Source organism: Pseudomonas sp. GW821-FHT04C07, from assembly GCF_059420325.1.
The window spans coordinates 93,888-120,819 of record NZ_JBWKTM010000017.1 but is presented as its reverse complement, the minus strand read 5'-3'; the positions used below and the strand labels follow the sequence as shown (position 1 = coordinate 120,819).

At 58.3% G+C, this 26,932-nt stretch carries 28 protein-coding genes and 1 pseudogene; 18 read left to right on the top strand and 11 right to left on the bottom strand.

What is annotated here, in order from left to right:
* The first annotated feature begins 149 nt into the window (after nucleotides 1–149).
* The 8 genes from mreB to tldD all read left to right on the top strand — a co-directional run bounded on the left by mreB (nucleotide 150) and on the right by tldD (nucleotide 11,528).
* Nucleotides 150–1,187, top strand: a complete 1,038-nt coding sequence (gene mreB, locus AC07UI_RS26115; protein ID WP_002555108.1) for a rod shape-determining protein MreB — start codon at nucleotides 150–152, stop codon at nucleotides 1,185–1,187.
* Between the two features lie 142 nt (nucleotides 1,188–1,329).
* Nucleotides 1,330–2,421 carry a rod shape-determining protein MreC gene (mreC, locus tag AC07UI_RS26110; protein WP_494995216.1) on the top strand — a complete coding sequence of 364 codons (1,092 nt, stop codon included), beginning with the start codon at nucleotides 1,330–1,332 and terminating at the stop codon, nucleotides 2,419–2,421.
* A complete protein-coding gene (mreD, locus tag AC07UI_RS26105) occupies nucleotides 2,421–2,909 on the top strand; it encodes a rod shape-determining protein MreD (protein WP_494995198.1) in 489 nt (162 codons plus the stop codon). The genes mreC and mreD overlap by 1 nt, the downstream gene beginning before the upstream one ends.
* A gap of 92 nt (nucleotides 2,910–3,001) precedes the next feature.
* Nucleotides 3,002–3,607, top strand: a complete 606-nt coding sequence (locus AC07UI_RS26100; RefSeq protein ID WP_494995197.1) for a Maf family protein — start codon at nucleotides 3,002–3,004, stop codon at nucleotides 3,605–3,607.
* A gap of 57 nt (nucleotides 3,608–3,664) precedes the next feature.
* Complete coding sequence (gene rng / locus AC07UI_RS26095) at nucleotides 3,665–5,122, top strand: ribonuclease G (protein WP_494995196.1); 1,458 nt, start codon at nucleotides 3,665–3,667, stop codon at nucleotides 5,120–5,122.
* Nucleotides 5,123–5,198: 76 nt separating this feature from the next.
* On the top strand, nucleotides 5,199–9,002 hold the full coding sequence (locus tag AC07UI_RS26090; RefSeq protein WP_494995195.1) for a YhdP family protein: 3,804 nt from the start codon (nucleotides 5,199–5,201) through the stop codon (nucleotides 9,000–9,002).
* A gap of 216 nt (nucleotides 9,003–9,218) precedes the next feature.
* Nucleotides 9,219–10,067 (top strand): carbon-nitrogen hydrolase family protein, encoded by an 849-nt coding sequence (locus AC07UI_RS26085; protein WP_494995194.1) that lies wholly within the window; start codon nucleotides 9,219–9,221, stop codon nucleotides 10,065–10,067.
* 18 nt (nucleotides 10,068–10,085) lie between these two features.
* Nucleotides 10,086–11,528 (top strand): metalloprotease TldD, encoded by a 1,443-nt coding sequence (gene tldD, locus AC07UI_RS26080; RefSeq protein ID WP_494995193.1) that lies wholly within the window; start codon nucleotides 10,086–10,088, stop codon nucleotides 11,526–11,528.
* Between the two features lie 62 nt (nucleotides 11,529–11,590).
* On the opposite strand, the gene yjgA is transcribed toward tldD, so the two are convergent.
* Nucleotides 11,591–12,115: a ribosome biogenesis factor YjgA gene (gene yjgA, locus AC07UI_RS26075; protein WP_494995192.1), complete on the bottom strand. Its 525-nt coding sequence runs from the start codon at nucleotides 12,113–12,115 to the stop codon at nucleotides 11,591–11,593.
* Nucleotides 12,116–12,223: 108 nt separating this feature from the next.
* Between yjgA and pmbA the strand changes: the two genes are divergently transcribed.
* Together pmbA and AC07UI_RS26065 are read left to right on the top strand one after the other, a co-directional pair.
* On the top strand, nucleotides 12,224–13,570 hold the full coding sequence (gene pmbA, locus AC07UI_RS26070; protein ID WP_494995191.1) for a metalloprotease PmbA: 1,347 nt from the start codon (nucleotides 12,224–12,226) through the stop codon (nucleotides 13,568–13,570).
* Between the two features lie 59 nt (nucleotides 13,571–13,629).
* Nucleotides 13,630–14,082: pseudogene (locus tag AC07UI_RS26065) on the top strand (ZIP family metal transporter); the annotation flags it as partial.
* Nucleotides 14,083–14,112: 30 nt separating this feature from the next.
* Here the strand turns inward: AC07UI_RS26065 and AC07UI_RS26060 are convergent.
* From AC07UI_RS26060 to AC07UI_RS26015, 10 genes are all read right to left on the bottom strand, one after another.
* A complete protein-coding gene (locus AC07UI_RS26060) occupies nucleotides 14,113–14,385 on the bottom strand; it encodes an HPr family phosphocarrier protein (protein ID WP_494995190.1) in 273 nt (90 codons plus the stop codon).
* A 15-nt stretch (nucleotides 14,386–14,400) separates the two neighbouring features.
* The gene (gene rapZ, locus AC07UI_RS26055) at nucleotides 14,401–15,258 is read right to left on the bottom strand and encodes an RNase adapter RapZ (protein ID WP_494995189.1); all 858 of its coding nucleotides are present in this window, start codon (nucleotides 15,256–15,258) and stop codon (nucleotides 14,401–14,403) included.
* A 2-nt stretch (nucleotides 15,259–15,260) separates the two neighbouring features.
* A complete protein-coding gene (gene ptsN / locus AC07UI_RS26050) occupies nucleotides 15,261–15,725 on the bottom strand; it encodes a PTS IIA-like nitrogen regulatory protein PtsN (RefSeq protein ID WP_494995188.1) in 465 nt (154 codons plus the stop codon).
* A gap of 12 nt (nucleotides 15,726–15,737) precedes the next feature.
* Nucleotides 15,738–16,046: a ribosome hibernation-promoting factor, HPF/YfiA family gene (gene hpf, locus AC07UI_RS26045; RefSeq protein WP_494995187.1), complete on the bottom strand. Its 309-nt coding sequence runs from the start codon at nucleotides 16,044–16,046 to the stop codon at nucleotides 15,738–15,740.
* A 76-nt stretch (nucleotides 16,047–16,122) separates the two neighbouring features.
* The gene (locus AC07UI_RS26040) at nucleotides 16,123–17,616 is read right to left on the bottom strand and encodes an RNA polymerase factor sigma-54 (RefSeq protein ID WP_494995186.1); all 1,494 of its coding nucleotides are present in this window, start codon (nucleotides 17,614–17,616) and stop codon (nucleotides 16,123–16,125) included.
* A 270-nt stretch (nucleotides 17,617–17,886) separates the two neighbouring features.
* The gene (lptB, locus tag AC07UI_RS26035) at nucleotides 17,887–18,612 is read right to left on the bottom strand and encodes an LPS export ABC transporter ATP-binding protein (protein WP_058436531.1); all 726 of its coding nucleotides are present in this window, start codon (nucleotides 18,610–18,612) and stop codon (nucleotides 17,887–17,889) included.
* A complete protein-coding gene (gene lptA / locus AC07UI_RS26030) occupies nucleotides 18,612–19,157 on the bottom strand; it encodes a lipopolysaccharide transport periplasmic protein LptA (RefSeq protein ID WP_494995185.1) in 546 nt (181 codons plus the stop codon). Before lptA ends, lptB begins: the two co-directional genes overlap by 1 nt.
* Entirely contained in the window at nucleotides 19,144–19,716 is a 573-nt protein-coding gene (gene lptC, locus AC07UI_RS26025) for an LPS export ABC transporter periplasmic protein LptC (protein ID WP_494995184.1), read from the bottom strand. The genes lptA and lptC overlap by 14 nt, the downstream gene beginning before the upstream one ends.
* A gap of 8 nt (nucleotides 19,717–19,724) precedes the next feature.
* The gene (locus AC07UI_RS26020; RefSeq protein WP_494995183.1) at nucleotides 19,725–20,249 is read right to left on the bottom strand and encodes a KdsC family phosphatase; all 525 of its coding nucleotides are present in this window, start codon (nucleotides 20,247–20,249) and stop codon (nucleotides 19,725–19,727) included.
* The gene (locus tag AC07UI_RS26015) at nucleotides 20,249–21,223 is read right to left on the bottom strand and encodes a KpsF/GutQ family sugar-phosphate isomerase (RefSeq protein ID WP_494995182.1); all 975 of its coding nucleotides are present in this window, start codon (nucleotides 21,221–21,223) and stop codon (nucleotides 20,249–20,251) included. Before AC07UI_RS26015 ends, AC07UI_RS26020 begins: the two co-directional genes overlap by 1 nt.
* 223 nt (nucleotides 21,224–21,446) lie before the next feature.
* On the opposite strand from AC07UI_RS26015, the gene AC07UI_RS26010 reads away from it, so the two are divergent.
* The 8 genes from AC07UI_RS26010 to hisG all read left to right on the top strand — a co-directional run bounded on the left by AC07UI_RS26010 (nucleotide 21,447) and on the right by hisG (nucleotide 26,920).
* Entirely contained in the window at nucleotides 21,447–22,256 is an 810-nt protein-coding gene (locus AC07UI_RS26010) for an ATP-binding cassette domain-containing protein (protein WP_494995181.1), read from the top strand.
* On the top strand, nucleotides 22,256–23,053 hold the full coding sequence (gene mlaE, locus AC07UI_RS26005) for a lipid asymmetry maintenance ABC transporter permease subunit MlaE (protein WP_494995180.1): 798 nt from the start codon (nucleotides 22,256–22,258) through the stop codon (nucleotides 23,051–23,053). Before AC07UI_RS26010 ends, mlaE begins: the two co-directional genes overlap by 1 nt.
* A complete protein-coding gene (gene mlaD / locus AC07UI_RS26000) occupies nucleotides 23,053–23,520 on the top strand; it encodes an outer membrane lipid asymmetry maintenance protein MlaD (protein WP_494995179.1) in 468 nt (155 codons plus the stop codon). Before mlaE ends, mlaD begins: the two co-directional genes overlap by 1 nt.
* A gap of 11 nt (nucleotides 23,521–23,531) precedes the next feature.
* Nucleotides 23,532–24,191 carry an MlaC/ttg2D family ABC transporter substrate-binding protein gene (locus AC07UI_RS25995; protein WP_494995178.1) on the top strand — a complete coding sequence of 220 codons (660 nt, stop codon included), beginning with the start codon at nucleotides 23,532–23,534 and terminating at the stop codon, nucleotides 24,189–24,191.
* Nucleotides 24,188–24,493 (top strand): STAS domain-containing protein, encoded by a 306-nt coding sequence (locus AC07UI_RS25990; protein ID WP_494995177.1) that lies wholly within the window; start codon nucleotides 24,188–24,190, stop codon nucleotides 24,491–24,493. Before AC07UI_RS25995 ends, AC07UI_RS25990 begins: the two co-directional genes overlap by 4 nt.
* A 114-nt stretch (nucleotides 24,494–24,607) precedes the next feature.
* The gene (locus AC07UI_RS25985) at nucleotides 24,608–24,859 is read left to right on the top strand and encodes a BolA family protein (protein ID WP_095077854.1); all 252 of its coding nucleotides are present in this window, start codon (nucleotides 24,608–24,610) and stop codon (nucleotides 24,857–24,859) included.
* 22 nt (nucleotides 24,860–24,881) lie between these two features.
* Nucleotides 24,882–26,147 carry a UDP-N-acetylglucosamine 1-carboxyvinyltransferase gene (murA, locus tag AC07UI_RS25980; protein WP_494995176.1) on the top strand — a complete coding sequence of 422 codons (1,266 nt, stop codon included), beginning with the start codon at nucleotides 24,882–24,884 and terminating at the stop codon, nucleotides 26,145–26,147.
* A 137-nt stretch (nucleotides 26,148–26,284) separates the two neighbouring features.
* A complete protein-coding gene (hisG, locus tag AC07UI_RS25975; RefSeq protein WP_494995175.1) occupies nucleotides 26,285–26,920 on the top strand; it encodes an ATP phosphoribosyltransferase in 636 nt (211 codons plus the stop codon).
* Nucleotides 26,921–26,932: the final 12 nt, after the last annotated feature.

Sequence of the window (26,932 nt, the reverse complement as noted above, 5' to 3'; positions counted from 1 at the left end):
CGCATTTCTACGGTCATAAGGCCGCGATTGTGGGGCTTGGTGCACAGAAAAGCGGCCAATTTAACATATTGGCGCCTTGCCCAAAATCCCTGTCGTTGTTAGAGTTTGCCGCACTTTTTTACCCACGCGTTGCCTAGGGTCCCTTCCCCATGTTCAAGAAACTGCGTGGCATGTTTTCCAGCGATCTTTCAATTGACCTGGGCACTGCCAACACCCTTATTTACGTGCGTGAGCGCGGTATCGTCCTGAATGAACCATCGGTTGTGGCCATTCGGACGCACGGTAATCAGAAAAGTGTCGTTGCCGTCGGCACTGAAGCCAAGCGCATGCTCGGCCGTACACCCGGCAACATTGCTGCCATTCGTCCGATGAAGGACGGCGTGATCGCCGACTTCAGCGTCTGCGAAAAAATGCTGCAGTACTTTATCAACAAGGTTCACGAAAACAGCTTTCTGCAGCCTAGCCCTCGTGTGCTGATCTGCGTTCCATGCAAATCCACCCAGGTTGAGCGTCGCGCCATCCGTGAATCGGCTCTGGGTGCCGGTGCCCGTGAAGTGTTCCTGATCGAAGAACCAATGGCTGCTGCCATTGGTGCCGGTCTGCCAGTTGAAGAAGCCCGCGGCTCGATGGTCGTCGATATCGGTGGTGGTACCACTGAAATTGCGCTGATCTCCCTCAATGGTGTGGTTTACGCTGAATCCGTACGGGTTGGCGGCGACCGCTTCGACGAAGCGATCATCACCTATGTGCGTCGTAACTACGGCAGCCTGATCGGTGAGTCCACCGCTGAGCGCATCAAACAGGAAATCGGTACGGCCTACCCGGGCGGCGAAGTCCGTGAAGTCGATGTTCGCGGTCGTAACCTGGCTGAAGGCGTTCCACGCGCATTTACCCTGAACTCCAATGAAGTGCTGGAAGCTCTGCAAGAGTCCCTGGCAACCATCGTTCAGGCCGTGAAGAGCGCTCTGGAGCAATCGCCTCCGGAACTGGCTTCCGATATCGCCGAGCGTGGTCTGGTGCTGACCGGTGGTGGCGCCTTGCTGCGTGACCTGGACAAGTTGCTGGCCCAGGAAACCGGTCTGCCGGTAATCGTTGCCGAAGACCCGCTGACTTGCGTTGCTCGCGGCGGTGGCCGTGCATTGGAAATGATGGATAAGCACACGATGGATCTGCTTTCCAGCGAGTAATTTCGCGGGATGCATCTATGCTGTTCCGCTCTCAGGCAGCACTTTGCAGTGCTGCCTGTTGGCGTTCATCTTCTGTCAATCTGCTCCAGGCCGGTTTGATGCCGTATGAATAACGAGAACATTTGCCTGGGAGGAGCGGCTTATTAAACCGCTTTTCGCCAAAGGCCCCTCATTGGGCGTGCGCGTGTTGGTGCTGGTCGTGCTATCGGTCGCGCTGATGGTGGTCGATGCCCGCTTCACACTGCTCAAGCCGGTGCGTAGCCAGATGTCGCTGGTGCTGATGCAGTCTTACTGGATCACCGACCTGCCACAGCGGCTATTGCAAGGTGTTGCCAGTCAATTTGGCAGCCGTACCGAGCTGGTCGCCGAAAACGAAAAACTCAAGACCGAAAACCTGCTGTTGCAGGGCCGCATGCAAAAACTGGCGGCCTTGACCGAGCAGAACGTTCGGCTGCGCGAGTTGCTCAATTCTTCCGCGCTGGTCAACGAAAAGGTCGAAGTGGCCGAGTTGATCGGCATGGACCCCAATCCGTTCACCCATCGCATCATCATCAATAAAGGTGAGCGTGACGGTGTGGTCCTCGGCCAGCCGGTGCTCGATGCCCGCGGGTTGATGGGCCAGGTGGTCGAGTTGATGCCATATACCTCCCGTGTGTTGCTGTTGACCGACACGACCCACAGTATCCCGGTCCAGGTGAACCGTAACGGTCTGCGCGCCATCGCCAGCGGTACCGGCAATCCGGAGCGCCTGGAGTTGCGCCATGTGGCGGATACCGCAGACATCAAGGAAGGCGACCTGTTGGTCAGCTCCGGCCTCGGTCAGCGATTCCCGGCGGGCTACCCGGTGGCGACGGTCAAGGAAGTGATTCATGACTCCGGCCAGCCATTCGCGATCGTTCGGGCAGTTCCAACCGCAGCGCTGAACCGTAGTCGTTATTTGTTGCTGGTGTTCAGCGATAACCGTACCGCCGAAGAGCGAGCCAACGACGCCGCACAGGCTCAGGAAGCGCAAGATCGGCAAAACGGTACCGCCCCGATAATTCCGGCGACCGTTCCCAAACCTGTCACGCCGCCAGTGCCAGCTGTAGCTCCGGCTGTTGCAACGCCAGCGTCTGCTGCCGTGCCAGCCAAACCGGTTGCCCATACCCGTGCGCATCCCGTCAAACCGGCTACCCCGGCAGCGGCGAAGCCACCTGCTGCGGCTCCGGCGGCCACCACTCGGGAGAGGCAGTAATGGCAGGTATTCATTCGCGCAATGGCTGGATGGTCTGGCTGACCTTTGCCATTGGCTTGTTACTCAGCGTTTCGCCGTTGCCGCAGTTCATGGAAATTCTCCGGCCACTGTGGCTGGCGCTGCTGTTGGCGTTCTGGACTCTGGCGCTGCCGCACAAGGTCGGCATGGTCACTGCCTGGTGTCTCGGTCTGGCGGAAGACGTGCTGTACGGTACGTTGCTCGGGCAGAACGCCTTGATTCTGACCTTGATCACTTTCCTGGTGCTGTCATTGCAGCAGCGTTTGCGCATGTTCCCGATGTGGCAGCAAAGTCTGGTGATACTTGTGATCTTCGGCCTGGCCCAGCTGGTTCAGCTGTGGCTCAGTGCTTTGACCGGTAACCGCCAGCCGACTCTGGCGCTGGTATTGCCAGCATTGGTCAGTGCTTTACTCTGGCCGTGGGTCAGCTTCGGTTTGCGTGGATTGAGTCGGCGCTACAAAATCAATTGATCCGGTCAGGCTTGGGGTCTGTTGACGCTTGGTGGCGGTTCGTCACCAAGCGTCAACAGACCCTACCCACACCTCGACAGGGAGATGTCTTGATGTATCCGCTTTATCTGGCCTCTGGCTCACCACGTCGACGTGAACTGCTGACGCAGATCGGCGTGCCTTTTACCGCTATCAGCGCGGATATCGATGAAACCCCTCTGATTGACGAATCTCCGGCGGCCTATGTCGAGCGTCTGGCTCGCGGCAAGGCTGAAGCCGGGCACGGGGTGCTTGCGGTCAGCGAATCCGACGCGCCGATTTGTGTGCTGGGTGCAGATACCGCCGTGGTACTTGACGGGCACATTCTCGGTAAGCCGGTTGATGAAGCAGATGCCCTGGCCATGCTTATGGCCCTGTCCGACCGCGAACATGAAGTGCTGACCGCGATAGCCGTGCTCGACGGTCAACGTTGTGAGTCGCGCGTGGTTCGCAGTCTGGTGCGGTTTCGGTCGATCAGTGGCGAAGAAGCAGCGGCCTATTGGGCCAGTGGCGAGCCGCAGGATAAGGCCGGGGGTTATGGGATTCAGGGGCTGGGTGCGGTGTTTGTCGCAGGGCTCAATGGCAGTTATTCAGCGGTCGTTGGCCTGCCGGTGTGCGAAACCGCAGAACTACTCGGCCATTTCGGCATACCCTGTTGGCAAAACCTTACAGTGCGCTAAGCGCCGTACCTGACTGACGCGGCCATTATCGTGAATACGCTTGAGCGAGACCCTGCCATGAGTGAAGAGATTCTGATCAACATCACGCCGATGGAATCGCGCGTGGCGGTGGTTGAAAACGGTGTTTTGCAAGAGGTTCATGTCGAGCGCACCCAGAAGCGCGGGATCGTCGGCAACATCTATAAAGGCAAGGTGGTCCGGGTTCTGCCAGGTATGCAGGCGGCGTTCGTCGATATCGGTCTGGACCGCGCGGCATTTATTCACGCTTCGGAAATCTCCATGCGTGAAGGCCCTGCGGTGGAAAGCATCGGCGCCCTGGTCCATGAAGGGCAAAGCCTTGTCGTGCAAGTCACCAAGGATCCAATCGGTTCCAAGGGCGCGCGCTTGACCACTCAGTTGTCTATTCCGTCGCGTTATCTGGTGTACATGCCGCGCACCGCCCACGTCGGCATTTCCTTGAAGATCGAAGACGAAGCCGAGCGCGAGCGGCTCAAGCAGGTGGTCAGCGACTGCGTGGCGAAGGAAGGTATCAAGGAAGCCGGTGGCTTCATCCTGCGTACGGCCGCTGAAGGCGCCGGGGCCGATGAGATCCTGATGGACATCCGCTACCTGCGAAGACTGTGGGATCAGATCGCGGAGCAGATCAAGACCATCAGTGCGCCGAGCGTCATTTATGAAGACCTGGGCCTGGCCTTGCGCACCTTGCGCGATCTGGTCAGCCCGAAGATTGAGAAAATTCGCATCGATTCCCGGGAAACCTTCCAGAAAACCACTCAGTTCGTCGCCGAACTGATGCCGGAAATCGCCGACCGCCTTGAGCACTATCCCGGCGAGCGGCCGATTTTTGATCTGTACGGTGTCGAAGACGAGATCCAGAAGGCCCTGGAGCGCAAAGTGCCGCTCAAGTCCGGCGGCTATCTGGTGGTCGATCCGGCGGAAGCCATGAGCACCATCGACGTCAACACCGGGGCTTTTGTCGGCCATCGCAACCTTGAAGAGACAATCTTCAAGACCAACCTCGAGGCCGCGACGGCGATTGCCCGTCAACTGCGCCTGCGCAATCTCGGCGGAATTATCATCATCGACTTCATCGACATGGAGGACGAGGAGCACCAGCGCCAGGTGTTGCGCACGCTGGAAAAGCAGCTGGAGCGTGATCACGCCAAGACCAACATTATCGGTATTACCGAATTGGGCCTGGTGCAGATGACCCGCAAGCGTACCCGCGAAAGTCTTGAGCAGGTGCTGTGCGAACCGTGCAGCAGTTGTCAGGGCCGCGGCAAGTTGAAGACTCCGGAAACGGTTTGCTATGAAATTTTCCGCGAGATCCTGCGCGAGGCTCGAGCTTACGAGGCTGTGGGCTATAGAGTGCTGGCCAATCAAAAAGTAGTTGATCGGTTGCTTGACGAAGAGTCGGGGAACGTTGCGGAGCTGGAAGGGTTTATCGGACGGACTATCCGTTTCCAGGTCGAAACCATGTACTCCCAGGAACAATATGACGTGGTGCTGCTCTGAATCGGCGTGCTGTACTTTTATTGGAAGCGGCTGGATTGAGCGTTTTGCATGACTACCGCCATGGGGGCCACCTGACATGGAGCGTCTGATACGCTTTTTTGTTGCTCTGACTCGCTGGGGGTTGGGACTTTGCGCCTTGATGTTGGTGTTGACTGCGCTGTACGTCAGCCTTGGTCGCGAACTCATTCCGCTGGTTGCCGAGTATCGAGGTGATGTCGAGGCCAAGGCCCGCGAAGCGACGGATATGCCATTGAGCATTGGCAGCCTCGAAGGCAGCTGGAGCGGTCTGGCGCCGATTCTGCTGGCCCGCGATGTGGTGGTCAGTAAGGGTGCCAATGGGTTGCGCCTGGATCATGTGCGGGTAGTGCCGGATGTCTGGGCCAGCCTGCTGGCTCGCGAGGTCCGTATCGCCCATCTCGAACTCAACGGCCTGAAACTGAGCCTGAAGGAAGACCAGAACGGCCATTGGGCACTAGAAGGGTTGCCGGTTCAGCAGGGTCAACCCGTCGATCCCGAGCAACTGCTCAATCGCATGCAAATGGTTGTTCAGCTGTCGGTGCTGGACAGCCAGGTCACTTTGCAGCCGTTCAATGAAACCCCACTGACCCTGACGAATGTCGGCCTGAACCTTAAAACCGGTCTGACCCGCCAGCGTCTCGATGCTCGCTTGACCCTGCCCGACGGCCAGCCTATGGCTCTGAGCTTGCGCACTCGTGTGCGTGCCAGCCACTGGCGAGATGCTGAGACGGATGCTTACCTGAGCCTGCCGCAAAGCGATTGGGCGCGCTGGCTGCCCGCGCGGTTGACCCAGCAATGGAAGTTTTCCGAGCTCAAGGCCGGTGGCGAGCTTTGGCTGAGCTGGGCTGAGGGCACTGTGCAAAGCGCTGTGGCCCGCCTCAATGCCCCGCAAGTCAAAGGCGCCTACACCGGGCGAAAGCCGCTGACGATTCAGAATCTGGCGCTCAACGCCTGGTTCCAGCGTAGCGACGAAGGCTTCAGCGTACTTCTCGATTCGTTGGCCATGAACCTCGGCGAAACCCGTTGGGAGTCGCATGTGCAGCTTCAGCAGTTCGCCGCCACCGACAAAGCCGAAGAACGCTGGCATGTCCAGGCTGATCGCCTTGACCTGACGCCGATCACACCTGTGCTGGATGCCTTGGTACCGGTGCCGGACAATGTCGAAGTGGTGATCGACAACCTCAAAGTCACTGGCGCCCTGCGCAATGTGCTGGTCGATTATCGCCCACAGGCAACCGACGACCAGCGTTTGAGTTTCGCCGCCAACCTGGAGCGGGTTGGCTTCAACGCTTATCACGGCGCTCCGGCGGCACGTAATGTGAGCGGTAGCATCAGCGGCGACCTTGGACAGGGCGAGCTGCGTATGGACAGCAAGGATTTTTCCCTGCACCTGGACCCGATCTTCGCCAAGCCATGGCAGTACATCCAGGCCAATGCGCGGCTGACCTGGAAGCTCGACAAAGAAGGCTTCACCCTGATCGCGCCGTACCTGAAAGTGCTGGGCGAGGAGGGCAAGATCGCCGGCGATTTCCTGATCCGTCTGCATTTCGATCATACCCAGGAAGACTACATGGACCTGCGGGTCGGTCTGGTCGAGGGCGACGGTCGTTACACCGCCAAGTATCTGCCGGCAGTCCTCAGTCCGGCTCTGGATGAGTGGTTGCGTACGGCAATTCTCAAGGGCGCGGTGGATGAAGGCTTCTTCCAGTACCAAGGCTCGCTGAACCACGGTGCCATCGACAACGCGCGCAGTATCAGCCTGTTCTTCAAGGTTCACGACGCTGAACTGGCGTTCCAGCCGGGTTGGCCGCACGTCGGCAAGGTCAGCGGTGATGTGTTTATCGAAGACAGCGGCGTACGAATTCTGGCAAGCAAAGGCCAATTGCTCGACACCCAGGTTCGCGACATCTACGTCAATATTCCCCATGTACCCGCCGGACAAACCAGCCGCCTGTTTCTCGACGGCGAGTTTGCGGGTGGCCTGGGCGACGGTTTGAAGATTCTGCAGGAAGCGCCGATCGGCACCGACTCGATTTTTGCCGGTTGGCAGGGGGAAGGTGACTTGCAGGGCAAGTTGAAGCTGGATATTCCGCTGGCCAAAGGCGAGTTGCCGAAAATCCTGGTGGACTTCAAGACCGCCAAGGCTCGGCTGAAGCTGAGCGAACCCGAACTTGAACTGAGCCAGCTCAAGGGTGATTTCCGCTTTGACAGCAGCAAGGGTTTGAGCGGGCAGGGCATTACAGCGCAAGCTTTCGATCGGCCGATTACCGCGCAGATTTTTGCCGATGGCAAAGCGGGCAGCCTCAACACCCGCGTCGTTACCAAGGGTCAGGTCACGGTGAAGAAACTCACCGAGTGGCTGAAAGTCAGCCAGCCGTTACCAGTTTCCGGCGACATTCCTTATCAGTTGCAACTGACGCTTAACGGCGCGGATAGCCAGCTCATGGTCAACTCCAGCCTTAAGGGCGTCGCGGTGGATCTGCCTGCACCTTTCGGCATGCCGGCCAGTGAAGGCCGCGACACCGTGTTTCGGATGACCCTGCAAGGGCCTGAGCGGCGTTATTGGGTCAACTACGGCGACCTCGCCAACTTCACCTTCGCAGCGCCGAGCGGCGGCATTGCCGATGGGCGCGGCGAGCTGTTTCTGGGCGCCGACAATGCAGTGTTGCCGGATGTTAAAGGCTTGCGTGTGCGCGGTGTGCTGTCGGAGCTGGATATCGAGCCCTGGAAAACCTTGGTCGATCGCTATGCCGGCCAGGCCCCCGGCGACAGCGCCAGGCAACTGTTGAGCAGTGCCGACGTCCAGGTGAGCAAGCTCATCGGGTTTGGCAGCACACTCGATAAGGTCTCGTTGCAGTTGAATCGCAAACAGGCCTCTTGGGCTTTGCAGATCGATAGCCAACAGGCCAAAGGCAGTGTCGGCATCCCCGACGCCAAGGACGCTGCGGTGGCAATCGATCTGCAATATGTGCGTTTGCCGGCCATAGATCCCACCGTTCAGGCCGACGAAAATTCTCCGGACCCGCTGGCGTCAGTCGATCCCGGGAACATCCCGGCGCTGGATATCTCCATCGTCCAGTTGTTCCAGGGTAATGATCTGATTGGCGGCTGGTCGCTCAAGGTACGCCCTACCGCCAAAGGTATTGCACTCAACAGTCTGGATCTGGGCCTCAAGGGCATGGTGTTGCAGGGCACAGGCGGCTGGGAGGGCCCGCCAGGGGCCAGCAGCAGTTGGTACAAGGGGCGTCTGGGCGGCAAGAATCTTGCGGATGTGCTGAAGGGCTGGGGCTTTGCCCCCACCGTGACCAGTGAAGATTTTCATATGGATGTGGACGGTCGTTGGCCCGGCTCTCCGGCCTGGGTCGGACTCAAGCGCTTCTCCGGAAGCCTTGATGCAACGTTGCGAAAAGGTCAGTTCGTTGAAGTAGAGGGCGGTGCACAGGCCTTGCGGGTGTTCGGCTTGCTTAACTTCAATTCGATTGGTCGACGTCTGCGTCTGGATTTCTCTGACCTGTTCGGGAAAGGCTTGAGTTACGACCGGGTAAAAGGCCTGCTGGTGGCCAGTAACGGGGTGTACGTTACCCGTGAACCGATCACCCTGACCGGACCGTCGAGCAATCTGGAACTCAATGGCACGCTGGACCTGGTTGCCGATCAGGTCGATGCCAAGCTGTTGGTGACGTTGCCGGTGACCAACAACCTGCCGATCGCCGCGTTAATCGTCGGTGCGCCGGCGATTGGCGGGGCATTGTTCCTGATCGACAAGCTTATCGGTGATAGCGTGTCCCGTTTCGCCAGTGTGAAATACAACGTCAAAGGCCCGTGGAAAGAACCGAAAATCACCTTCGACAAGCCTTTTTGAAAAACCACGCCTGGGGCTATGGGAGTAGCATGACTCCATGCGTTTTTTGTAGCAGTTGCCGCCAGGCTACGTCCGGCTGCGTAGCGGCCGTAAAGTCTGACACTGCGATTCTTCTGGTTAACCGCGTACGCCGCAGACGCAGGCTTCGCCAGCTGCTACACAGGGTTTTGCAGAGTCTGCACCGGGCGTGCAGAACCAACCGAAAAAGGATACGCCATGTCTCTTGCGGTGATTCAAATGGTCAGCCAGAGCGATGTTCTGGCCAATCTGGTCCAGGCCCGGCGCTTGCTGGAGCAAGCAGCGGCTGGCGGTGCCCGGCTGGCGGTGCTGCCGGAAAACTTCGCTGCAATGGGCCGCCGTGATATTGCCGACATTGGTCGTGCCGAAGCCTTGGGCAGCGGTCCGATCCTGCCCTGGTTGAAACAGACCGCTCGCGACCTCAAGTTATGGATAGTGGCCGGCACATTGCCGTTGCCGCCCCAGGATCAACCCGACGGCAAGGTCAATGCCTGCTCCTTGTTGATCGACGAACACGGTGAGGCGGTGGCGCGTTACGACAAGCTGCATTTGTTCGATGTGGATGTGGCCGACAATCGCGGTCGTTATCGTGAGTCGGATGACTATGCTCATGGAGATGCGGTGGTGGTCGCAGACACACCTGTCGGCCGAGTGGGCCTGACGGTGTGCTACGACTTGCGCTTCCCGGAGTTGTACAGTGAGTTACGCGCAGCCGGTGCCGAGTTGATCACCGCGCCCTCTGCATTTACCGCGGTGACCGGTGCGGCTCATTGGGAGGTGCTGATCCGCGCACGGGCAATCGAGACCCAGTGTTATGTGCTGGCAGCTGCCCAGGGTGGGATTCACCCGGGAGCGCGAGAAACCTTTGGCCATGCAGCGATTATCGACCCTTGGGGGCGTGTGCTGGCCGAGCAGGATCAGGGCGAGGCTGTGCTGCTGGCCGAGCGCGATAGCAGCGAACAGGCGTCCATCAGGGCGCGGATGCCGGTGGCCAGCCATCGGCGCTTTTTCTCGCAGGGCGCACAGCGACCTGCCTCAGAACGATGAATTTAAGGCGCAAAGCATATGAGCGAGTTGTTGTCCTCAGTCAGTGAACACCTTTTAGCGCCGGGTGGCGTGACCATTGAAAGCCTGCAAGCAGTGCTCGGCGATCTGGCCGGGCCGGGCATCGATGCCGCCGACCTGTATTTCCAGGGACAGATTTCCGAGTCCTGGGCGCTGGAAGACGGCATCGTCAAGGAAGGTAGCTTCAACCTTGACCAAGGCGTCGGTGTGCGTGCGCAGTCGGGCGAGAAGACCGGTTTTGCTTACAGCAATGCCATTACTCTCGAAGCCCTGGGCCTGGCCGCCCGTGCTGCCCGTTCGATTTCCCGTGCCGGGCAGAATGGCACCGTGCAGGCGTTCAGTACCCAGGATGTCGCCCGACTGTATGCGCCGGATAACCCGCTGGAAGTCATCAGCCGTGCCGAGAAGGTCGAGCTGCTCAAGCGCGTCGATGCCGCGACCCGGGCGCTGGACCCGCGCATCCAACAAGTCACCGTGAGCATGGCCGGGGTCTGGGAGCGGATTCTGGTCGCATCCACCGACGGCGGTCTGGCGGCAGACGTGCGTCCCTTGGTGCGATTCAATGTCAGCGTCATCGTCGAACAGAATGGTCGCCGCGAACGCGGTGGTCACGGCGGTGGCGGTCGTACCGATTACCGTTACTTCCTTGGCGAGGACCGCGCCATGGGTTATGCCCGTGAAGCATTGCGCCAGGCTCTGGTCAATCTCGAGGCGATTGCGGCACCGGCCGGTACGTTGCCGGTGGTCCTCGGTTCCGGTTGGTCGGGTGTGCTGTTGCATGAAGCGGTAGGTCATGGCCTGGAAGGTGACTTCAACCGTAAAGGCAGTTCGGCTTACAGCGGCCGCATGGGCGAAATGGTTGCTTCCAGGCTCTGCACCATCGTCGACGATGGCACTTTGGCCGGTCGCCGCGGTTCCTTGAGCGTCGACGACGAAGGCACTCCGACCGAGTGCACTACTCTGATCGAAAACGGTGTGCTCAAAGGTTATATGCAGGACAAGCTCAATGCCCGCCTGATGGGCATGGCCCGCACTGGCAACGGTCGTCGTGAGTCATATGCGCACTTGCCAATGCCGCGGATGACCAACACTTACATGCTCGCTGGTGAAAGCGATCCGGCCGAAATCATCGCCTCGGTGAAGAGGGGTATCTACTGCGCCAATCTCGGCGGCGGTCAGGTGGACATCACCAGCGGCAAATTCGTGTTCTCCACCAGCGAGGCCTATCTGATCGAAGACGGCAAGATCACCGCGCCGGTCAAAGGTGCGACGTTGATCGGTAACGGGCCGGAAGCGATGAGCAAAGTGTCGATGGTCGGTAACGACCTGGCGCTGGACAGCGGGGTAGGGACATGCGGTAAGGATGGGCAGTCGGTGCCGGTGGGTGTCGGCCAGCCAACCTTGAAGATCGACGCGATCACCGTGGGTGGCACGGGCGCTTGAGCTTGAGAGGGAGCCTTGGGTGGGTGAACCGCGAAGCGGTACAACCCACCCGGGGTCGAAGACTAACGCAGACCGCGTTGTGTCTCGTCCAGCTCACGGATGTACTTGAAGATTTTTCGGCTGGCAGCAGGTGGCTTGCTTTGCGCAAGCTCATGCTGGGCCTGACGGATCAGGGAGCGCAGTTGCTGGCGATCCGCGTCCGGGTAGTCGATGACGAACTTCTCCAGGACACCGTCATCGCCCGCGATCAAGCGATCGCGCCAGCGTTCCAGACCGTGGAAACGTTCGTTGTACTGCCGAGTGGAGGCGTCGAGTTGATCAAGCAACACCAGAATGGCGTCAGTGTCCTGATCGCGCATCAGTTTGCCGATGAACAGAATGTGCCGTTTACGCGCGATATTCGCGGTGTGCTTGGGCGCTTCAGCCAAAGCCCGGCGCAAGGCGTCGGTCAATGGCAGTTTTGCCAGCAAGTCAGGCTTGAGTGTTGTAAGGCGCTCGCCAAGATCAACCAGAGCATGCAGCTCGCGTTTGACCTGGGATTTGCTTTTTTCTCCCCCGTCGAGGGAGTCGTCGTAAGAATCAACCATGGTGGCAGTCCGCAAAGAAACGCCGCCATGATAACCAGTCGGGGGCCGCTTGTCCGGCCCGGTCGCTCGAAGGCCCCAGCCGAACGCAGAATTTGAGTGGAGAAAACCATGAGTGCAGTTGAAAGCGTCGGTCCACAAGCCTTGCCGGCACTGCAAGAACAAGTCGAGCAGATCATCGCCGAGGCCAAACGCCAGGGCGCCAGCGCCTGTGAAGTCGCGGTTTCTCTGGAGCAGGGGCTGTCGACCACGGTCCGCCAGCGGGAAGTCGAAACCGTTGAGTTCAACCGTGACCAGGGCTTTGGCATCACCTTGTATGTTGGCCAGCGCAAAGGTTCGGCCAGCACCTCGGCCAGCGGTCTGGAGGCGATTCGCGAAACCGTCGCCGCCGCCCTGGCCATCGCCAAACACACCTCGGAAGATGAAAGCTCAGGTTTGGCCGATGCAGCCTTGATGGCCAAGGATCTGCCGGACTTCGACCTGTTCCACGCCTGGGACATCACTCCGGAGCAAGCCATTGAGCAGGCACTGGCCTGTGAAGCGGCGGCGTTTGCCACCGACAGCCGAATCAAGAACGCCGATGGCACATCCCTGAGCACCCATCAGGGTTGCCGTGTGTATGGCAACAGTCACGGATTTATCGGCGGTTACGCGTCGACCCGTCACAGCCTGAGCTGCGTGATGATTGCCGAAGCCGATGGCCAGATGCAGCGCGATTACTGGTATGACGTGAATCGCCAGGGCGAACTGCTCGCTGATCCGGTCAGCATCGGCCAGCGTGCTGCGCAACGGGCGGCCAGTCGTCTGGGCGCGCGTCCGGTTCCAACCTGCGAAGTGCCGGTGCTGTTTTCCGCAGAACTGGCTGGCGGTTTGTTCGGCAGTTTTCTCGGGGCGATCTCCGGCGGCAATCTGTACCGAAAATCGTCGTTCCTCGAAGGTACGTTGGGCCAACGGCTGTTCCCTGAATGGCTGACCCTGGATGAGCGGCCACACCTGATGCGTGGCCTGGGCAGTTCGGCCTTCGATGGCGACGGTCTGGCAACTTACGCCAAACCTTTCGTCGAGAACGGTCATTTGGTTTCTTACGTGCTGGGCACGTACTCCGGTCGCAAACTGGGCATGCCGAGCACCGCCAACGCTGGTGGCGTGCATAACCTGTTCGTTAGCCATGGCGATGAAGACCAGGCTGCGCTGCTGCGGCGCATGGGGCGCGGGCTGCTGGTCACCGAATTGATGGGTCAGGGCTTGAACATGGTGACTGGCGACTATTCCCGTGGTGCCTCGGGTTTCTGGGTGGAAAACGGCGAGATTCAGTTCGCCGTGCAAGAAGTGACCATCGCCGGCAACATGCGTGACATGTTCCAGCAGATCATCGCCGTTGGTAATGACCTGGAATTGCGCAGCAATATTCGTACGGGGTCAGTGCTGATCGAGCGGATGACAGTGGCCGGTAGCTAAACGACCGCAGCTTCAAGCGAAGGCGCGTCACCCAATGGGAGGCGCGCCTTTTTTTGTGGGAGCATCCGGTGATTGCTCCGCGGATCTGGCAATTTGTATTTGCCATCATTGCTCACAACATCCCGGAAGGCATGGCGGTCGGCGTGTCTGCCGGCGGTGGGATGCCCGACGCCGACAGTCTGGCCATGGGCATCGCTTTACAGGATGTGCCGGAAGGTTTGGTGATCGCTTTGGTATTAGCCGGGGCAGGGATGTCGCGGGTCAAGGCGTTCCTGGTCGGCGCGGCTTCAGGTTTGGTTGAGCCGGTCTTCGCGTTGTTGTGTGCCTGGCTGGTGAGTCTGGCCGAGTTGCTCTTGCCTCTGGGGTTGGCGTTGGCTGCAGGCGCGATGCTGCTGGTGGTGACTCACGAGGTGAGCCCGGAGTCACGGCGCAATGGCCACGACAAGCTGGCCAGCCTGGGGCTGTGTATCGGGTTCTGTCTGATGACAGTCATGAATACCGCGCTTGCGTAGGCGCCGCCGAAGGCTCGGGCCGCCGAGCTTTTATTCGCCTTCGTCGAAGAAGTTATTGATCAGCGCAACCAGTGCATTCAGCGCTTCCTGTTCTTGTTCGCCTTCAGTGCACAGATGGATTTTGGTGCCTTTACCGGCAGCGAGCATCATCATGGCCATGATGCTTTTGCCATCGACCATGGATTCAGGGGTACGTCCGGCTTTTATCTGGCAGGGATATTGACCTGCTACGCCGACAAACTTGGCAGATGCTCGGGCATGTAAACCCAGCTTGTTGATGATTTCAATTTCCAGAGCGGGCATCGCGGTGTGAATCCTTTAGCTTAGGTCGCGGTGGCGAACCTGGACGTTCTTCAGGGACTTTTGTAGAGCCTGGCCCAGACGTTCGGTCAGGTAGACGGAGCGGTGATGCCCGCCGGTGCAGCCAATGGCAATGGTGACGTAGGCGCGGTTGCTGGCGGCAAAGCGGGGCAGCCATTTCAGCAAATACGCAGAGATATCCTGGAACATTTCTTCGACATCCGGCTGAGCAGCCAGATACTCGGCAACCGGCTGGTCCAGCCCGGACTGATCGCGCAACTCCGGTTTCCAGTATGGATTGGGTAGGCAGCGCACATCGAATACCAGGTCAGCATCGACCGGCATTCCGCGTTTGAAGCCGAAAGATTCGACCAGAAACGCCGTGCCCGGCTCCGGCTGGTTCAGCAGGCGAAGTTTGATGGTATCGCGCAGTTGATACAGGTTCAGATGGGTGGTGTTGAGCTTCAGATCAGCGAGGTCGGCAATCGGCCCAAGCAGGTTGGTTTCATCATCAATGGCTTCGGCGAGCGACCGATTGGCGGTGCTCAGGGGGTGGCGTCGACGGGTTTCCGAGAATCGCTTGAGCAGGGTTTCCTCGTCGGCGTCCAGATACAGCACGTCGCATTGGATGTGCCGGCTGCGCACTTCTTCCAAAAGCTCCGGAAAGCGCGACAGATGGCTGGGCAAGTTACGGGCGTCGATGGAAACCGCAACCAGCGGTTGCGCCAGTTCAGTGTGAATCAACGCACGTTCGGCCAATTCCGGAAGCAGGCCGGCCGGCAGGTTGTCGATGCAGTAGTAACCGTTGTCCTCCAATACATCGAGGGCGGTGCTTTTACCGGAGCCGGATCGGCCGCTGACAATGATCAAACGCATGATTAATGACCGTTCTGCTCGTCCAGGACAACCTGGTACAGGGCTTCATTAGTTGCGGCGCTGCGAAGTTTTTCGCGCACTTCCTTGCGATCAAGCATGCTGGCAATTTGCCGAAGCAGTTCCAGATGCGCATCGGTAGCGGCTTGCGGGACCAGCAGGACAAACAGCAGGTCGACCGGAGCACCATCGATGGCGTCGAAATCTATGGGGGCGTCCAGGTGCATCAAGGCACTGATGGGCGATTCGCAGCCTTTGAGGCGGCAGTGGGGAATGGCGATGCCGTTGCCAAAACCGGTTGAACCAAGTTTTTCACGGGCTATCAGACTCTCGAAGACATCTTGCATCCCCAGATCCGGCACTTCGCGGCTGATCAGGTTGGCAATTTGCTCGAGGGCGCGCTTTTTACTGCCGCCCGGCACGTTCACCAAAGAACGGCCGGGGGTCAGGATGTTTTCAAGTCGAATCATGGGTTGGGAGTGTTAACGACCTGTTGCGCCCTGGAGGAGGCTCTGGGTCTTTTCCTTGTGCTTTTTGAGTTGGCGATCCAGCTTGTCGGTGAGTGCGTCGATTGCCGCGTACATGTCGTCATGCTCGGCGTTGGCGACCACTTCATTGCCGGGGATATGCAAGGTAGCTTCGATTTTCTGCTTCAGCTTTTCGACGGTCATCGTGACTTGCACATTGGTGATCTTGTCGAAATGCCTTTCCAATCGTTCGAGTTTTTCGCCGATGTAGATGCGCAGGGGTTCGGTCACTTCCAGTTGGTGTCCACTGATGTTGACTTGCATACAGCTTCTCCTTCGTTGCCAGTGCATAAAGCGGCAGGCAGAAATGCCTGCCACTGGAACGCTGTGGCGTGGCCCGTTACATCAAACGCTTACGTTCGCTCGAAGGCGCGATCCCAAGGGATTCGCGGTATTTGGCGACGGTGCGACGGGCTACCTGAATGCCTTGTGCCTCCAGTAAACCAGCGATCTTGCTGTCACTCAACGGCTTTTTCTGATTTTCCGCTGCAACCAGTTTTTTGATGATCGCGCGGATCGCTGTAGACGAGCATTCACCGCCTTCAGAGGTGCTTACGTGGCTGGAGAAAAAATATTTCAGTTCGTAGATGCCGCGCGGGGTATGCATGAATTTCTGGGTGGTGACCCGGGAAATTGTCGATTCGTGCATGCCGACCGCTTCGGCGATGTCATGCAGCACCAGCGGTTTCATCGCCTCATCGCCGTACTCGAGAAAGCCCCGTTGATGCTCGACGATCTGGGTGGCGACTTTCATCAGGGTTTCGTTGCGGCTTTGCAGGCTTTTGATGAACCAGCGCGCTTCCTGCAACTGGTTGCGCATGAAGGTGTTGTCGGCGCTGGTGTCGGCCCGGCGCACGAAACCGGCGTACTGCGGGTTGACCCGCAGGCGCGGCACGGATTCCTGATTCAACTCCACCAGCCAGCGTTCGTTGTCCTTGCGTACGATGACGTCGGGGACGACGTACTCGGCTTCGCTGGATTCGATTTGAGAACCCGGGCGCGGGTTGAGGCTTTGCACCAGCTCGATGATCTGCCGCAGTTCGTCCTCTTTGAGCTTCATACGGCGCATCAGCTGGCTGTAGTCACGGCTGCCAAGCAGGTCGATGAAGTCGGTGACCAGGCGTTTAGCCTCGCTCAGCCAAGGTGTTTTGGCTGGCATTTGACGCAGCTGCAGCAACAGGCATTCGCTGAGGTTGCGCGCACCGATACCGGCGGGTTCGAATTGCTGGATGCGGTGCAGGACGGCCTCAATCTCGTCCAGTTCGATGTCCAGTTCCGGGTCGAAGGCTTCGAGGATTTCCTCAAGAGTTTCGTCCAGGTAGCCCTGATTGTTGATGCAATCGATCAGGGTAACGGCGATCAGGCGATCAGTATCGGACATCGGTGCCAGGTTCAGTTGCCAGAGCAAATGACTCTGCAGGCTCTCACCGGCCGATGTGCGGGTGGTGAAGTCCCACTCGTCGTCATCGTTACTCGGCAGGCTGCTGGCACTGGTCTGGTAAACATCTTCCCAAGCGGTGTCGACAGGTAATTCGTTGGGGATGCGCTCGTTCCAGTCGCCTTCCTCGAGGTTATCCACCGTCGGGGCGGTTTCCTGGTAAGAGGGTTCCTGAACATCGGTATTGGCTTTCTGCTCGACGTTGTCGGCCAGAGGGTCGGCGTTATCGAAGTCGTCGCCTTCTTCCTGGCGTTCGAGCATCGGATTGGACTCCAGTGCCTCCTGAATTTCCTGTTGCAGGTCCAGGGTCGACAATTGGAGCAGGCGGATGGCCTGTTGCAGCTGCGGTGTCATCGTCAGCTGCTGGCCCATTCTCAAGACTAGCGATGGTTTCATGGCAGGGGCTTAACACCTTATTTGCCGGCGCACATGCGCCATCCACTACAGGGCGCCGAAGCGCCAAACATAAGCAAATTATATGCCTGAAACTGAAGTGTTTGCCTAGAGCGCGGTAACAATAAAAATTTACAGGGTCTCATTGCTACTGGCGCTCTGACTATTGGCTGAACACCTGAGGGCGCGTGTTTGCCTAAAGCGCGGTAACAATAAAATTTATAGGGTTTTATTGATAGCGGCGCTCTGACGACTTGCCCAACACCTCAGCGCTTACAGGCGGAACTCATGGCCCAGATACACTTCCTTGACCAGCTCGTTGGCCAGGATGGTGGCGGAGTCGCCTTCGGCGATCAGTTGACCGTCGTTAACGATGTAGGCGGTCTCGCAGATATCCAGGGTTTCACGGACGTTGTGATCTGTGATCAGCACGCCGATGCCCTTGGCCTTCAGGTGATGAATGATCTGCTTGATGTCTCCCACCGAGATCGGATCCACACCGGCAAACGGTTCATCGAGCAGGATGAACTTCGGTGCGGTGGCCAGGGCTCGGGCGATTTCCACGCGACGACGTTCGCCACCGGAGAGGCTCATGCCGAGGTTGTCGCGGATATGGTTGATGTGGAATTCCTGCAGCAGGCTTTCCAGCTCCTGGCGACGTCCGGCCTTGTCGAGTTCCTTGCGGGTCTCAAGAATGGCCATGATGTTATCGGCAACCGACAGCTTGCGGAAGATCGATGCTTCTTGCGGCAGATAGCCGATGCCGGCCCGTGCGCGGCCGTGCATCGGCTGGTGGCTGACGTCCAGGTCGTCGATCAGTACGCGACCCTGATCGGCCTGGACCAGCCCGACGATCATGTAGAAACAGGTGGTCTTGCCGGCACCGTTAGGGCCGAGCAAGCCGACGATCTGGCCGCTGTCGATGGACAGACTGACGTCACGCACGACCTGGCGGCTCTTGTAGCTCTTGGCCAGATGCTGAGCTTTCAGAGTTGCCATTACTGGGCCTTCTGCTCGTCAGTTTTCTTTTTCGGCTGGATCACCATGTCGACCCGCGGACGTTGCTGGGTGACCTTGTTGCCAGTGGCGCGACCGGCGTTAGCGACCTGTTTGACGGTGTCGTAGACGATTTTCTCACCTTCGGTGGTGTTGCCGTCGTTGATCACTTTGGCCTTGTCGATCAGCACGATACGGTTTTGCGCGGCGTGATACTGAATGGTCACACCATAAGCCTGGACAGGCTTTGGATCAGTCGCCTTTTGCAGCTGTTCGAAGTAAGCCAGGTTGCCCACCGAGGTCACTACGTCGATTTCACCTGCCGGGGTGCGAGTGATGGTCACGGTATTACCGGTGATCTTCATCGAGCCCTGGGTAATGATCACGTCGCCCTTGTAGGTGGCCACGCCATTCTTGTCGTCCAACTGAGCGTCGTCGGCCTGAATGCGGATGGGTTGCTGGCTATCAGTCGGCAGAGCCCAGGCGCTCACGCTTCCCAGTGCTGCGCTCAGGCTGAGCAAAATAGGGAGGGTTTTAACGAGCCTCATACTGTCCTCTTACGTTCGATAGCAGGTGCATCCTGCCTTCTTCCAAATACGCTTTCATTCCCTTGCCAGTAGTCGCGCCACCAGCGCCGTCGATTCTAACGGCTTGCTCGGTCTGCGCATATTGCTTCTGAGGGAATACGGTCATACGGCTACTGGTAATAATGGTCGTACGATCTTTCTCGTCGGTACGTGCAATACGTACCGAATCAATCAGTTCTACTTCAGTGCCGTCCGGATTGACTTCGCCGCGTTCGCTCTGGACGTGCCAGGGGAAAGTAGTGCCGCGATAGATGTGCAAGTCGGGCTTGGTCAGCATCGTCACTTCGGTCGCTTTCAGGTGTTCGACCTTGTCGGAAGTCATTTCGTACTGCAACTTGCCATCGGGCAGAAACTGCACACTGTGGGCGTTGATGGCGTAGTAGTCGATAGCGTTTTCGTCGACGACTGCCGCTGGCCGCTCGAGAAAGCGTTCCGGGCTGATGTTCCAGTAGCCAACGGCCGCGAACAGGGCGGTGATGACTCCGAAAATCAGAATGTTGCGAGTCTTTTTGCTCAGCATAGGTGGCTCTACAGGTAGGCGGCGTTGGCCGCTTCAAGGCTGCCTTGGGCGCGCAGGATCAACTCGCAAAATTCGCGCGCAGCCCCTTCGCCGCCACGGGCCTGAGTGATGCCGTGCGCATGTTCACGAACGAAGCTGGCGGCGTTGGCGACCGCCATACCCAAACCGACACGACGAATCACGGGAAGGTCGGGCAGGTCGTCACCCAGGTAGGCGACTTGTTCATAGCTTAGGTTGAGTTGAGCAAGAAGCTCGTCCAGTACCACCAGTTTGTCTTCGCGGCCCTGATAAAGATGAGGAATACCGAGATTTTTCGCGCGGCGCTCGACCACCGGGGTCTTGCGGCCGCTGATAATGGCAGTCTGTACGCCCGCGGCCATCAGCATCTTGATGCCTTGGCCGTCGAGAGTGTTGAAGGTCTTGAATTCGCTGCCGTCTTCAAGAAAGTACAGGCGGCCATCAGTCAGTACGCCGTCGACGTCGAAAACCGCGAGTTTGATGTTTTTGCCGCGTAGCAGTAGGTCTGTGCTCATTACATTACTCCCGCACGCAGCAAATCGTGCATATTCAAGGCGCCAACCGGGCGATCATCGCTATCGACCACCACCAGTGCGCTGATTTTATTGTCTTCCATGATTTTCAGGGCCTGGGCCGCGAGCATTTCGGCGCGCGCGGTTTTGCCATGAACGGTCATCACTTCATCGATGGTGGTGCTGTGGATGTCAATGGTGCGATCCAGTGTTCGACGCAAATCGCCGTCAGTGAAGATCCCGGCCAGACGCCCGTCGGCCTCGAGAATCATGGTCATGCCAAGGCCTTTGCGGGTCATTTCCACTAAGGCGTCTTTGAGCAAGGTGCCGCGCGGCACTTGAGGCAGTTCCGTGCCCGAGTGCATGACATTTTCCACTTTCAGTAGCAGGCGACGACCCAGGGCACCGCCCGGATGGGAGAAGGCGAAGTCTTCAGCGGTAAAACCCCGTGCTTCAAGCAAGGCGACCGCCAGTGCGTCCCCCATTACCAGGGCTGCGGTGGTGGAGGACGTCGGCGCCAGGTTCAGCGGGCAGGCTTCGTGCTCGACGTGAACATTGAGATTGACCTCTGCGGCCTTGGCCAGTGCCGACTCGGGATTGCCGGTCATGCTGATCAACTGAATGCCCATGCGCTTGATCAGCGGCAACAGGGTGATGATTTCATTGGTAGAGCCGGAATTGGACAGGGCGAGGATGATGTCGTCGCGGGTGATCATGCCCATGTCACCGTGGCTGGCTTCCGCCGGGTGTACGAAAAATGCAGTGGTGCCGGTGCTGGCCAGGGTTGCGGCAATTTTATTGCCGATGTGCCCTGACTTGCCCATGCCGACCACAACCACGCGGCCTTTGCTGGCCAGAATCATCTCGCAAGCGCGTACGAAATCTGCGTCGATATGAGCCAGCAAGCTTTCTACAGCTTCAGTTTCGAGGCGAATGGTACGTTGTGCTGATTGAATCAGGTCGCTGGATTGGCTCATATCAGAAATCGTATACCCAGATGAAAAGGCGGCGATTATAACGGTAATGATCAGTTCCCTCACGTAAGTTCGTCGGGCTTTGCGTGATTTGCCTGTCTTGATCCTGAACAGGCACGGCTTCGGCCTTGGGCGCTCTGCATCAGCAGTGATATAGTTCGCCGCCAGTTCGGCCTGCCTAGGGAGCCAGGCGTCCTAGTGAGAGGCTGCATCGCAAGGAGTTTAGATGAGTGCCGATAACGCCTACGCGGTCGAGCTGAAGGGACTGTCCTTCAAGCACGGTGCGCGCAGCATCTTCAATAACGTTGATATTCGCATTCCGCGAGGCAAGGTCACCGGCATCATGGGACCTTCCGGCTGCGGTAAAACCACGCTGTTACGCCTGATAGGCGCGCAGTTGCGGCCCAGCGCCGGTGAAGTCTGGGTCAACGGTCAGAACCTGCCGAAGCTATCGCGCAGCGACCTGTTCGACGCGCGCAAGCAAATGGGCGTGTTGTTTCAAAGCGGCGCATTGTTCACGGATCTGGACGTTTTCGAGAACGTTGCCTTTCCGTTGCGCGTTCATACCCAATTACCGGATGAAATGATCCGCGACATCGTTCTGCTCAAATTGCAGGCGGTGGGGCTGCGGGGTGCCATCGATTTGATGCCTGACGAGCTGTCGGGCGGCATGAAACGTCGCGTCGCGTTGGCACGAGCCATTGCCCTCGATCCGCTGATTCTCATGTATGACGAACCCTTTGTCGGGCAGGACCCTATCGCCATGGGCGTACTGGTGCGCCTGATCCGTCTGCTTAATGACGCTCTGGGGATCACCAGTATCGTGGTTTCCCACGATTTGGCCGAAACCGCGAGCATTGCCGATTACCTGTATGTGGTCGGCGATGGACAAGTGTTGGGGCAAGGGACTCCTGAGGAATTGATGAACACCGACAACCCGCGCATTCGCCAATTCATGAAAGGCGATCCAGACGGCCCGGTTCCGTTCCACTTCCCGGCGCAGGATTACCGCGCAGATCTTCTGGGGAAGCGCTGATGCACAAGACTTCATTAATCGAGAGGATTCGCCTCTTTGGTCGATCCGGCATCGACATTGTCGAGTCGCTGGGACGTTCGACGCTGTTTCTGTTTCACACACTGCTTGGTCGCGGGAGCATCGGCGGCGGGTTTGGCCTGCTGGTAAAACAATTGCATTCGGTGGGTGTGATGTCCCTGGTGATCATTGTGGTCTCCGGGATATTCATCGGCATGGTACTGGCACTGCAAGGCTTCAATATCCTGTCCAGCTACGGTTCGGAGCAGGCGGTCGGGCAGATGGTTGCGCTGACGTTGCTGCGTGAATTGGGGCCGGTGGTCACCGCCTTGCTGTTTGCCGGGCGTGCCGGTTCGGCCCTGACCGCCGAAATCGGCAACATGAAATCCACCGAGCAGCTCTCCAGTCTGGAAATGATTGGCGTGGACCCGCTCAAGTACATCATTGCCCCGCGCCTCTGGGCCGGCTTCATTTCGCTACCGCTGCTGGCGATAATTTTCAGCGTGGTAGGGATCTGGGGTGGCTCCTGGGTAGCTGTCGACTGGCTTGGAGTGTATGAAGGCTCCTACTGGTCGAATATGCAAAATAGCGTGAGTTTCAACGGCGATGTGCTCAATGGTGTTATCAAAAGCATCGTTTTCGCTTTTGTAGTGACCTGGATCGCCGTTTTTCAAGGCTATGACTGTGAGCCCACATCCGAGGGGATCAGTCGTGCCACCACCAAGACGGTGGTGTATGCCTCTTTGGCCATTCTCGGCCTCGACTTTATTCTGACCGCCTTGATGTTTGGAGATTTCTGATGCAAAACCGCACCCTGGAAATCGGTGTCGGCCTTTTCTTGCTGGCTGGCATCCTGGCTTTGCTGCTGCTGGCTTTGCGGGTCAGTGGCCTGTCCCCGAGCGCGAGCAGTGACAGTTATAAACTTTATGCGTATTTCGACAATATCGCCGGTTTGACTGTCAGATCCAAAGTGACCATGGCCGGTGTAACCATCGGCAAGGTCACGGCTATCGATCTGGATCGCGACAGTTTCACCGGTCGGGTCACGTTGCAGCTGGAAAAGCGTGTAGATAACCTGCCGACTGACTCCACTGCATCTATCCTGACCTCTGGCCTGTTGGGCGAGAAATACATCGGCCTCAGCGTGGGTGGGGAGCAGACTCTGCTCAAGGATGGTGGAACCATCCATGACACCCAGTCGTCGCTGGTGCTTGAAGACCTGATCGGTAAATTCCTGCTCAATACCGTTAGCAAAGACCCCAAATGAGGAGTTTTTTCATGATCTCTATCTTGCGACGTGGCCTGTTGGTATTACTCGCGGCATTGCCGTTGGTGGCTAACGCCGTGGCTGCGCCTTCCGCGCACGATCTGGTTCAGGACACCACCAATCGATTGCTCGCCGATCTGGCGGCCAATAAAGAGAAGTACAAACGGGATCCGAGCGGCTTTTACGACTCCTTGAACAGCATCGTCGGGCCTGTAGTGGATGCCGAGGGCATCTCCAAGAGCATCATGACGGTCAAGTACTCGGGCAAAGCCACGCCTGAGCAAATGAAAACCTTTGAAAATAACTTCAAGAGGGGCCTGTTCCAGTTCTATGGCAACGCCTTGCTCGAGTACAACAATCAAGGCATCACCGTCGATCCAGCCAAGGATGAGTCGGGAGATCGTACAAACGTTGGCATGACGGTCAAGGGCAGCAATGGCGCGATCTACCCTGTGTCTTACACACTGGAAAAGATCAATGGCGAGTGGAAACTGCGTAACGTGATCATCAACGGCATCAACATCGGCAAGCTGTTCCGTGATCAGTTCAGCGATGCAATGCAGCGCAATGGCAATAACCTGGACGCGACCATCAATGGTTGGGCCGGTGAAGTCGCCAAAGCCAAGGAAAAGACCGAAGCTGAAACGACTCAGAAGAAGCCCGCCCAATGAGTGAGTCGGCTGTCAGCATGGGCGAGGCCGGTGAGCTGATGCTCAATGGCATACTCGATTACCGCACCGGGCTGGATCTGCGCAAGCAGGGCCAGGTGTTGATCAAGTCGAGCGAGGCGTCAGCCTTGGTGCTTGATTGCTCGGGTGTGCAAAAGTCCAGCAGCGTCGGTTTGTCGTTGTTGCTGTGTTTCATGCGTGACGCGCAAGCGGCGGGCAAGGCGCTGAGCATCCGTGCCCTGCCTGACGACATGCGTGAAATCGCTCAGGTCAGCGAGTTGACCGAGCTGTTGGCGCACCCTTAACTATCATCAATAAAGAGGCCCCCCGTCAGAGTCCTGCTTAGCGGGGTTCGCAGGCGCGGGGCTTTTTTGTATGATGTCCGACCCGTGCGCACAGGGCGCCGATTGAGGTTGAGCATGCAGGCCAACGAAGTGAAGAGCTTCCTTGAAGGAAAGCTGTCCGAGACTCTTTTATCAGTGCAGGTAGAAGTTGAGGGCGAAGGCTGCAACTTTCAGCTGAACGTGATTAGTGACGAGCTGGTGGCTTTGAGCCCGGTCAAGCGTCAACAGAGCATCTATGCCCATTTGAACCCATGGATCGCCGATGGCAGCATCCACGCGGTCACTATGAAATTTTTCAGCAGCGCGGCCTGGGCCGAGCGCACCTGAGCCCAAGGGCGTCGAGATTCTTATGGATAAATTGATTATTACCGGCGGCATTCGTCTTGATGGCGAAATTCGCATCTCCGGGGCAAAGAACTCTGCCCTGCCGATTCTGGCTGCAACCTTGCTGTGCGATGGTCCTGTAACCGTCGCCAACCTGCCGCACCTGCACGATATCACCACCATGATCGAGCTGTTCGGTCGCATGGGCATTGAGCCGGTGATCGACGAAAAACTCAGCGTTGAAATCGATCCGCGTACCATCAAGACCTTGGTCGCACCGTACGAACTGGTGAAAACCATGCGTGCCTCGATACTGGTGCTGGGGCCGATGGTTGCCCGTTTCGGTGAAGCCGAAGTCGCGCTGCCTGGCGGTTGCGCCATTGGCTCGCGTCCGGTCGACCTGCACATCCGTGGCCTCGAAGCCATGGGCGCAACCATCGAAGTCGAAGGTGGCTACATCAAGGCCAAGGCGCCTGAAGGCGGCCTGCGCGGTGCGCACTTCTTCTTCGATACCGTCAGTGTGACCGGTACCGAAAACATCATGATGGCTGCCGCGCTGGCCAACGGTCGCAGCGTGCTGCAAAACGCCGCCCGCGAGCCCGAAGTCATCGACCTGGCGAACTTCCTGAACGCCATGGGTGCCAAGATCTCCGGTGCCGGCACTGACACCATCACCATCGATGGCGTGGAGCGTCTGCACCCGACGATTTACAAAGTGATGCCTGACCGCATCGAAACCGGTACCTACCTGGTGGCTGCTGCTGTCACGGGCGGCCGCGTGAAGGTCAAGGACACCGATCCGACCATACTTGAAGCCGTACTGGAAAAACTCAGGGAATCGGGTGCCGAAATTACCACCGGTGAAGACTGGATCGAACTGAACATGCACGGCAAGCGGCCAAAAGCCGTCAACGTGCGTACTGCTCCGTACCCGGCGTTCCCGACCGACATGCAGGCGCAGTTCATCTCGCTCAACGCCATTGCCGAAGGCACTGGTGCGGTGATCGAGACCATCTTCGAAAACCGCTTCATGCACGTGTATGAACTGCACCGCATGGGTGCCAAGATCCAGGTCGAAGGCAACACCGCGATCGTTACCGGCACCGAGAAGCTTAAAGGCGCGCCAGTCATGGCCACCGACCTGCGGGCTTCGGCCAGTCTGGTCATCTCGGCACTGATCGCCGAAGGCGACACGCTGATCGACCGCATCTACCACATCGACCGTGGTTACGAGTGCATCGAAGAGAAGCTGCAGATGCTCGGCGCCAAGATTCGCCGCGTACCGGGCTAGTTTCTTGCGTCATGGGCACATGGAGGTGCCCGATAGTTGGTTTCGTTTCAAGTCGAGCCTGTAATGTTCAGGTTCGATGTTTGTCCGGCGCCGTTTGTGACCGGGCATAAGTATCCTGATAAGGACTTACGTTTCCCATGTTGACCATCGCACTGTCCAAGGGCCGCATTCTCGATGACACTCTGCCGCTTCTGGCTGAAGCGGGCATTGTACCGACCGAGAATCCGGACAAGAGCCGCAAGCTGATCATCCCCACGACCCAGGCCGATGTGCGCTTGCTGATCGTGCGTGCTACCGATGTGCCGACCTACGTCGAGCATGGTGCCGCCGATCTCGGTGTGGCCGGTAAAGATGTGTTGATGGAGTACGGCGGCCAAGGCCTGTACGAGCCATTGGACCTGCAGATTGCCCAGTGCAGGCTGATGACCGCTGGTGCCATTGGCGCGGTTGAGCCCAAAGGCCGGCTACGGGTGGCGACCAAGTTCGTCAACGTTGCCAAGCGTTACTACGCCGAACAGGGCCGTCAGGTCGACATCATCAAGCTTTACGGCTCGATGGAACTGGCTCCGTTGATCGGTCTGGCGGACAAGATCATCGACGTCGTAGACACTGGCAACACGTTGCGGGCCAATGGCCTGGAGCCTCAGGAGTTGATCTCGATGATCAGTTCCCGTCTGGTGGTCAACAAGGCCTCCATGAAAATGCAGCACGCCCGTATCCAGGCGCTGATCGATACCCTGCGCAAAGCGGTAGAGTCGCGACACCGCGGCTGACCCATCCGCGCG

Coding starts and splice junctions, on each gene's coding strand:
- mreB (WP_002555108.1), top strand. CDS start 150: ATGTTCAAGAAACTGCGTGGCATGTTTTCCAGCGATCTTTCAATTGAC.
- mreD (WP_494995198.1), top strand. CDS start 2,421: ATGGCAGGTATTCATTCGCGCAATGGCTGGATGGTCTGGCTGACCTTT.
- AC07UI_RS26100 (WP_494995197.1), top strand. CDS start 3,002: ATGTATCCGCTTTATCTGGCCTCTGGCTCACCACGTCGACGTGAACTG.
- rng (WP_494995196.1), top strand. CDS start 3,665: ATGAGTGAAGAGATTCTGATCAACATCACGCCGATGGAATCGCGCGTG.
- AC07UI_RS26090 (WP_494995195.1), top strand. CDS start 5,199: ATGGAGCGTCTGATACGCTTTTTTGTTGCTCTGACTCGCTGGGGGTTG.
- AC07UI_RS26085 (WP_494995194.1), top strand. CDS start 9,219: ATGTCTCTTGCGGTGATTCAAATGGTCAGCCAGAGCGATGTTCTGGCC.
- tldD (WP_494995193.1), top strand. CDS start 10,086: ATGAGCGAGTTGTTGTCCTCAGTCAGTGAACACCTTTTAGCGCCGGGT.
- yjgA (WP_494995192.1), bottom strand. CDS start 12,115: ATGGTTGATTCTTACGACGACTCCCTCGACGGGGGAGAAAAAAGCAAA.
- pmbA (WP_494995191.1), top strand. CDS start 12,224: ATGAGTGCAGTTGAAAGCGTCGGTCCACAAGCCTTGCCGGCACTGCAA.
- AC07UI_RS26060 (WP_494995190.1), bottom strand. CDS start 14,385: ATGCCCGCTCTGGAAATTGAAATCATCAACAAGCTGGGTTTACATGCC.
- rapZ (WP_494995189.1), bottom strand. CDS start 15,258: ATGCGTTTGATCATTGTCAGCGGCCGATCCGGCTCCGGTAAAAGCACC.
- ptsN (WP_494995188.1), bottom strand. CDS start 15,725: ATGATTCGACTTGAAAACATCCTGACCCCCGGCCGTTCTTTGGTGAAC.
- hpf (WP_494995187.1), bottom strand. CDS start 16,046: ATGCAAGTCAACATCAGTGGACACCAACTGGAAGTGACCGAACCCCTG.
- AC07UI_RS26040 (WP_494995186.1), bottom strand. CDS start 17,616: ATGAAACCATCGCTAGTCTTGAGAATGGGCCAGCAGCTGACGATGACA.
- lptB (WP_058436531.1), bottom strand. CDS start 18,612: ATGGCAACTCTGAAAGCTCAGCATCTGGCCAAGAGCTACAAGAGCCGC.
- lptA (WP_494995185.1), bottom strand. CDS start 19,157: ATGAGGCTCGTTAAAACCCTCCCTATTTTGCTCAGCCTGAGCGCAGCA.
- lptC (WP_494995184.1), bottom strand. CDS start 19,716: ATGCTGAGCAAAAAGACTCGCAACATTCTGATTTTCGGAGTCATCACC.
- AC07UI_RS26020 (WP_494995183.1), bottom strand. CDS start 20,249: ATGAGCACAGACCTACTGCTACGCGGCAAAAACATCAAACTCGCGGTT.
- AC07UI_RS26015 (WP_494995182.1), bottom strand. CDS start 21,223: ATGAGCCAATCCAGCGACCTGATTCAATCAGCACAACGTACCATTCGC.
- AC07UI_RS26010 (WP_494995181.1), top strand. CDS start 21,447: ATGAGTGCCGATAACGCCTACGCGGTCGAGCTGAAGGGACTGTCCTTC.
- mlaE (WP_494995180.1), top strand. CDS start 22,256: ATGCACAAGACTTCATTAATCGAGAGGATTCGCCTCTTTGGTCGATCC.
- mlaD (WP_494995179.1), top strand. CDS start 23,053: ATGCAAAACCGCACCCTGGAAATCGGTGTCGGCCTTTTCTTGCTGGCT.
- AC07UI_RS25995 (WP_494995178.1), top strand. CDS start 23,532: ATGATCTCTATCTTGCGACGTGGCCTGTTGGTATTACTCGCGGCATTG.
- AC07UI_RS25990 (WP_494995177.1), top strand. CDS start 24,188: ATGAGTGAGTCGGCTGTCAGCATGGGCGAGGCCGGTGAGCTGATGCTC.
- AC07UI_RS25985 (WP_095077854.1), top strand. CDS start 24,608: ATGCAGGCCAACGAAGTGAAGAGCTTCCTTGAAGGAAAGCTGTCCGAG.
- murA (WP_494995176.1), top strand. CDS start 24,882: ATGGATAAATTGATTATTACCGGCGGCATTCGTCTTGATGGCGAAATT.
- hisG (WP_494995175.1), top strand. CDS start 26,285: ATGTTGACCATCGCACTGTCCAAGGGCCGCATTCTCGATGACACTCTG.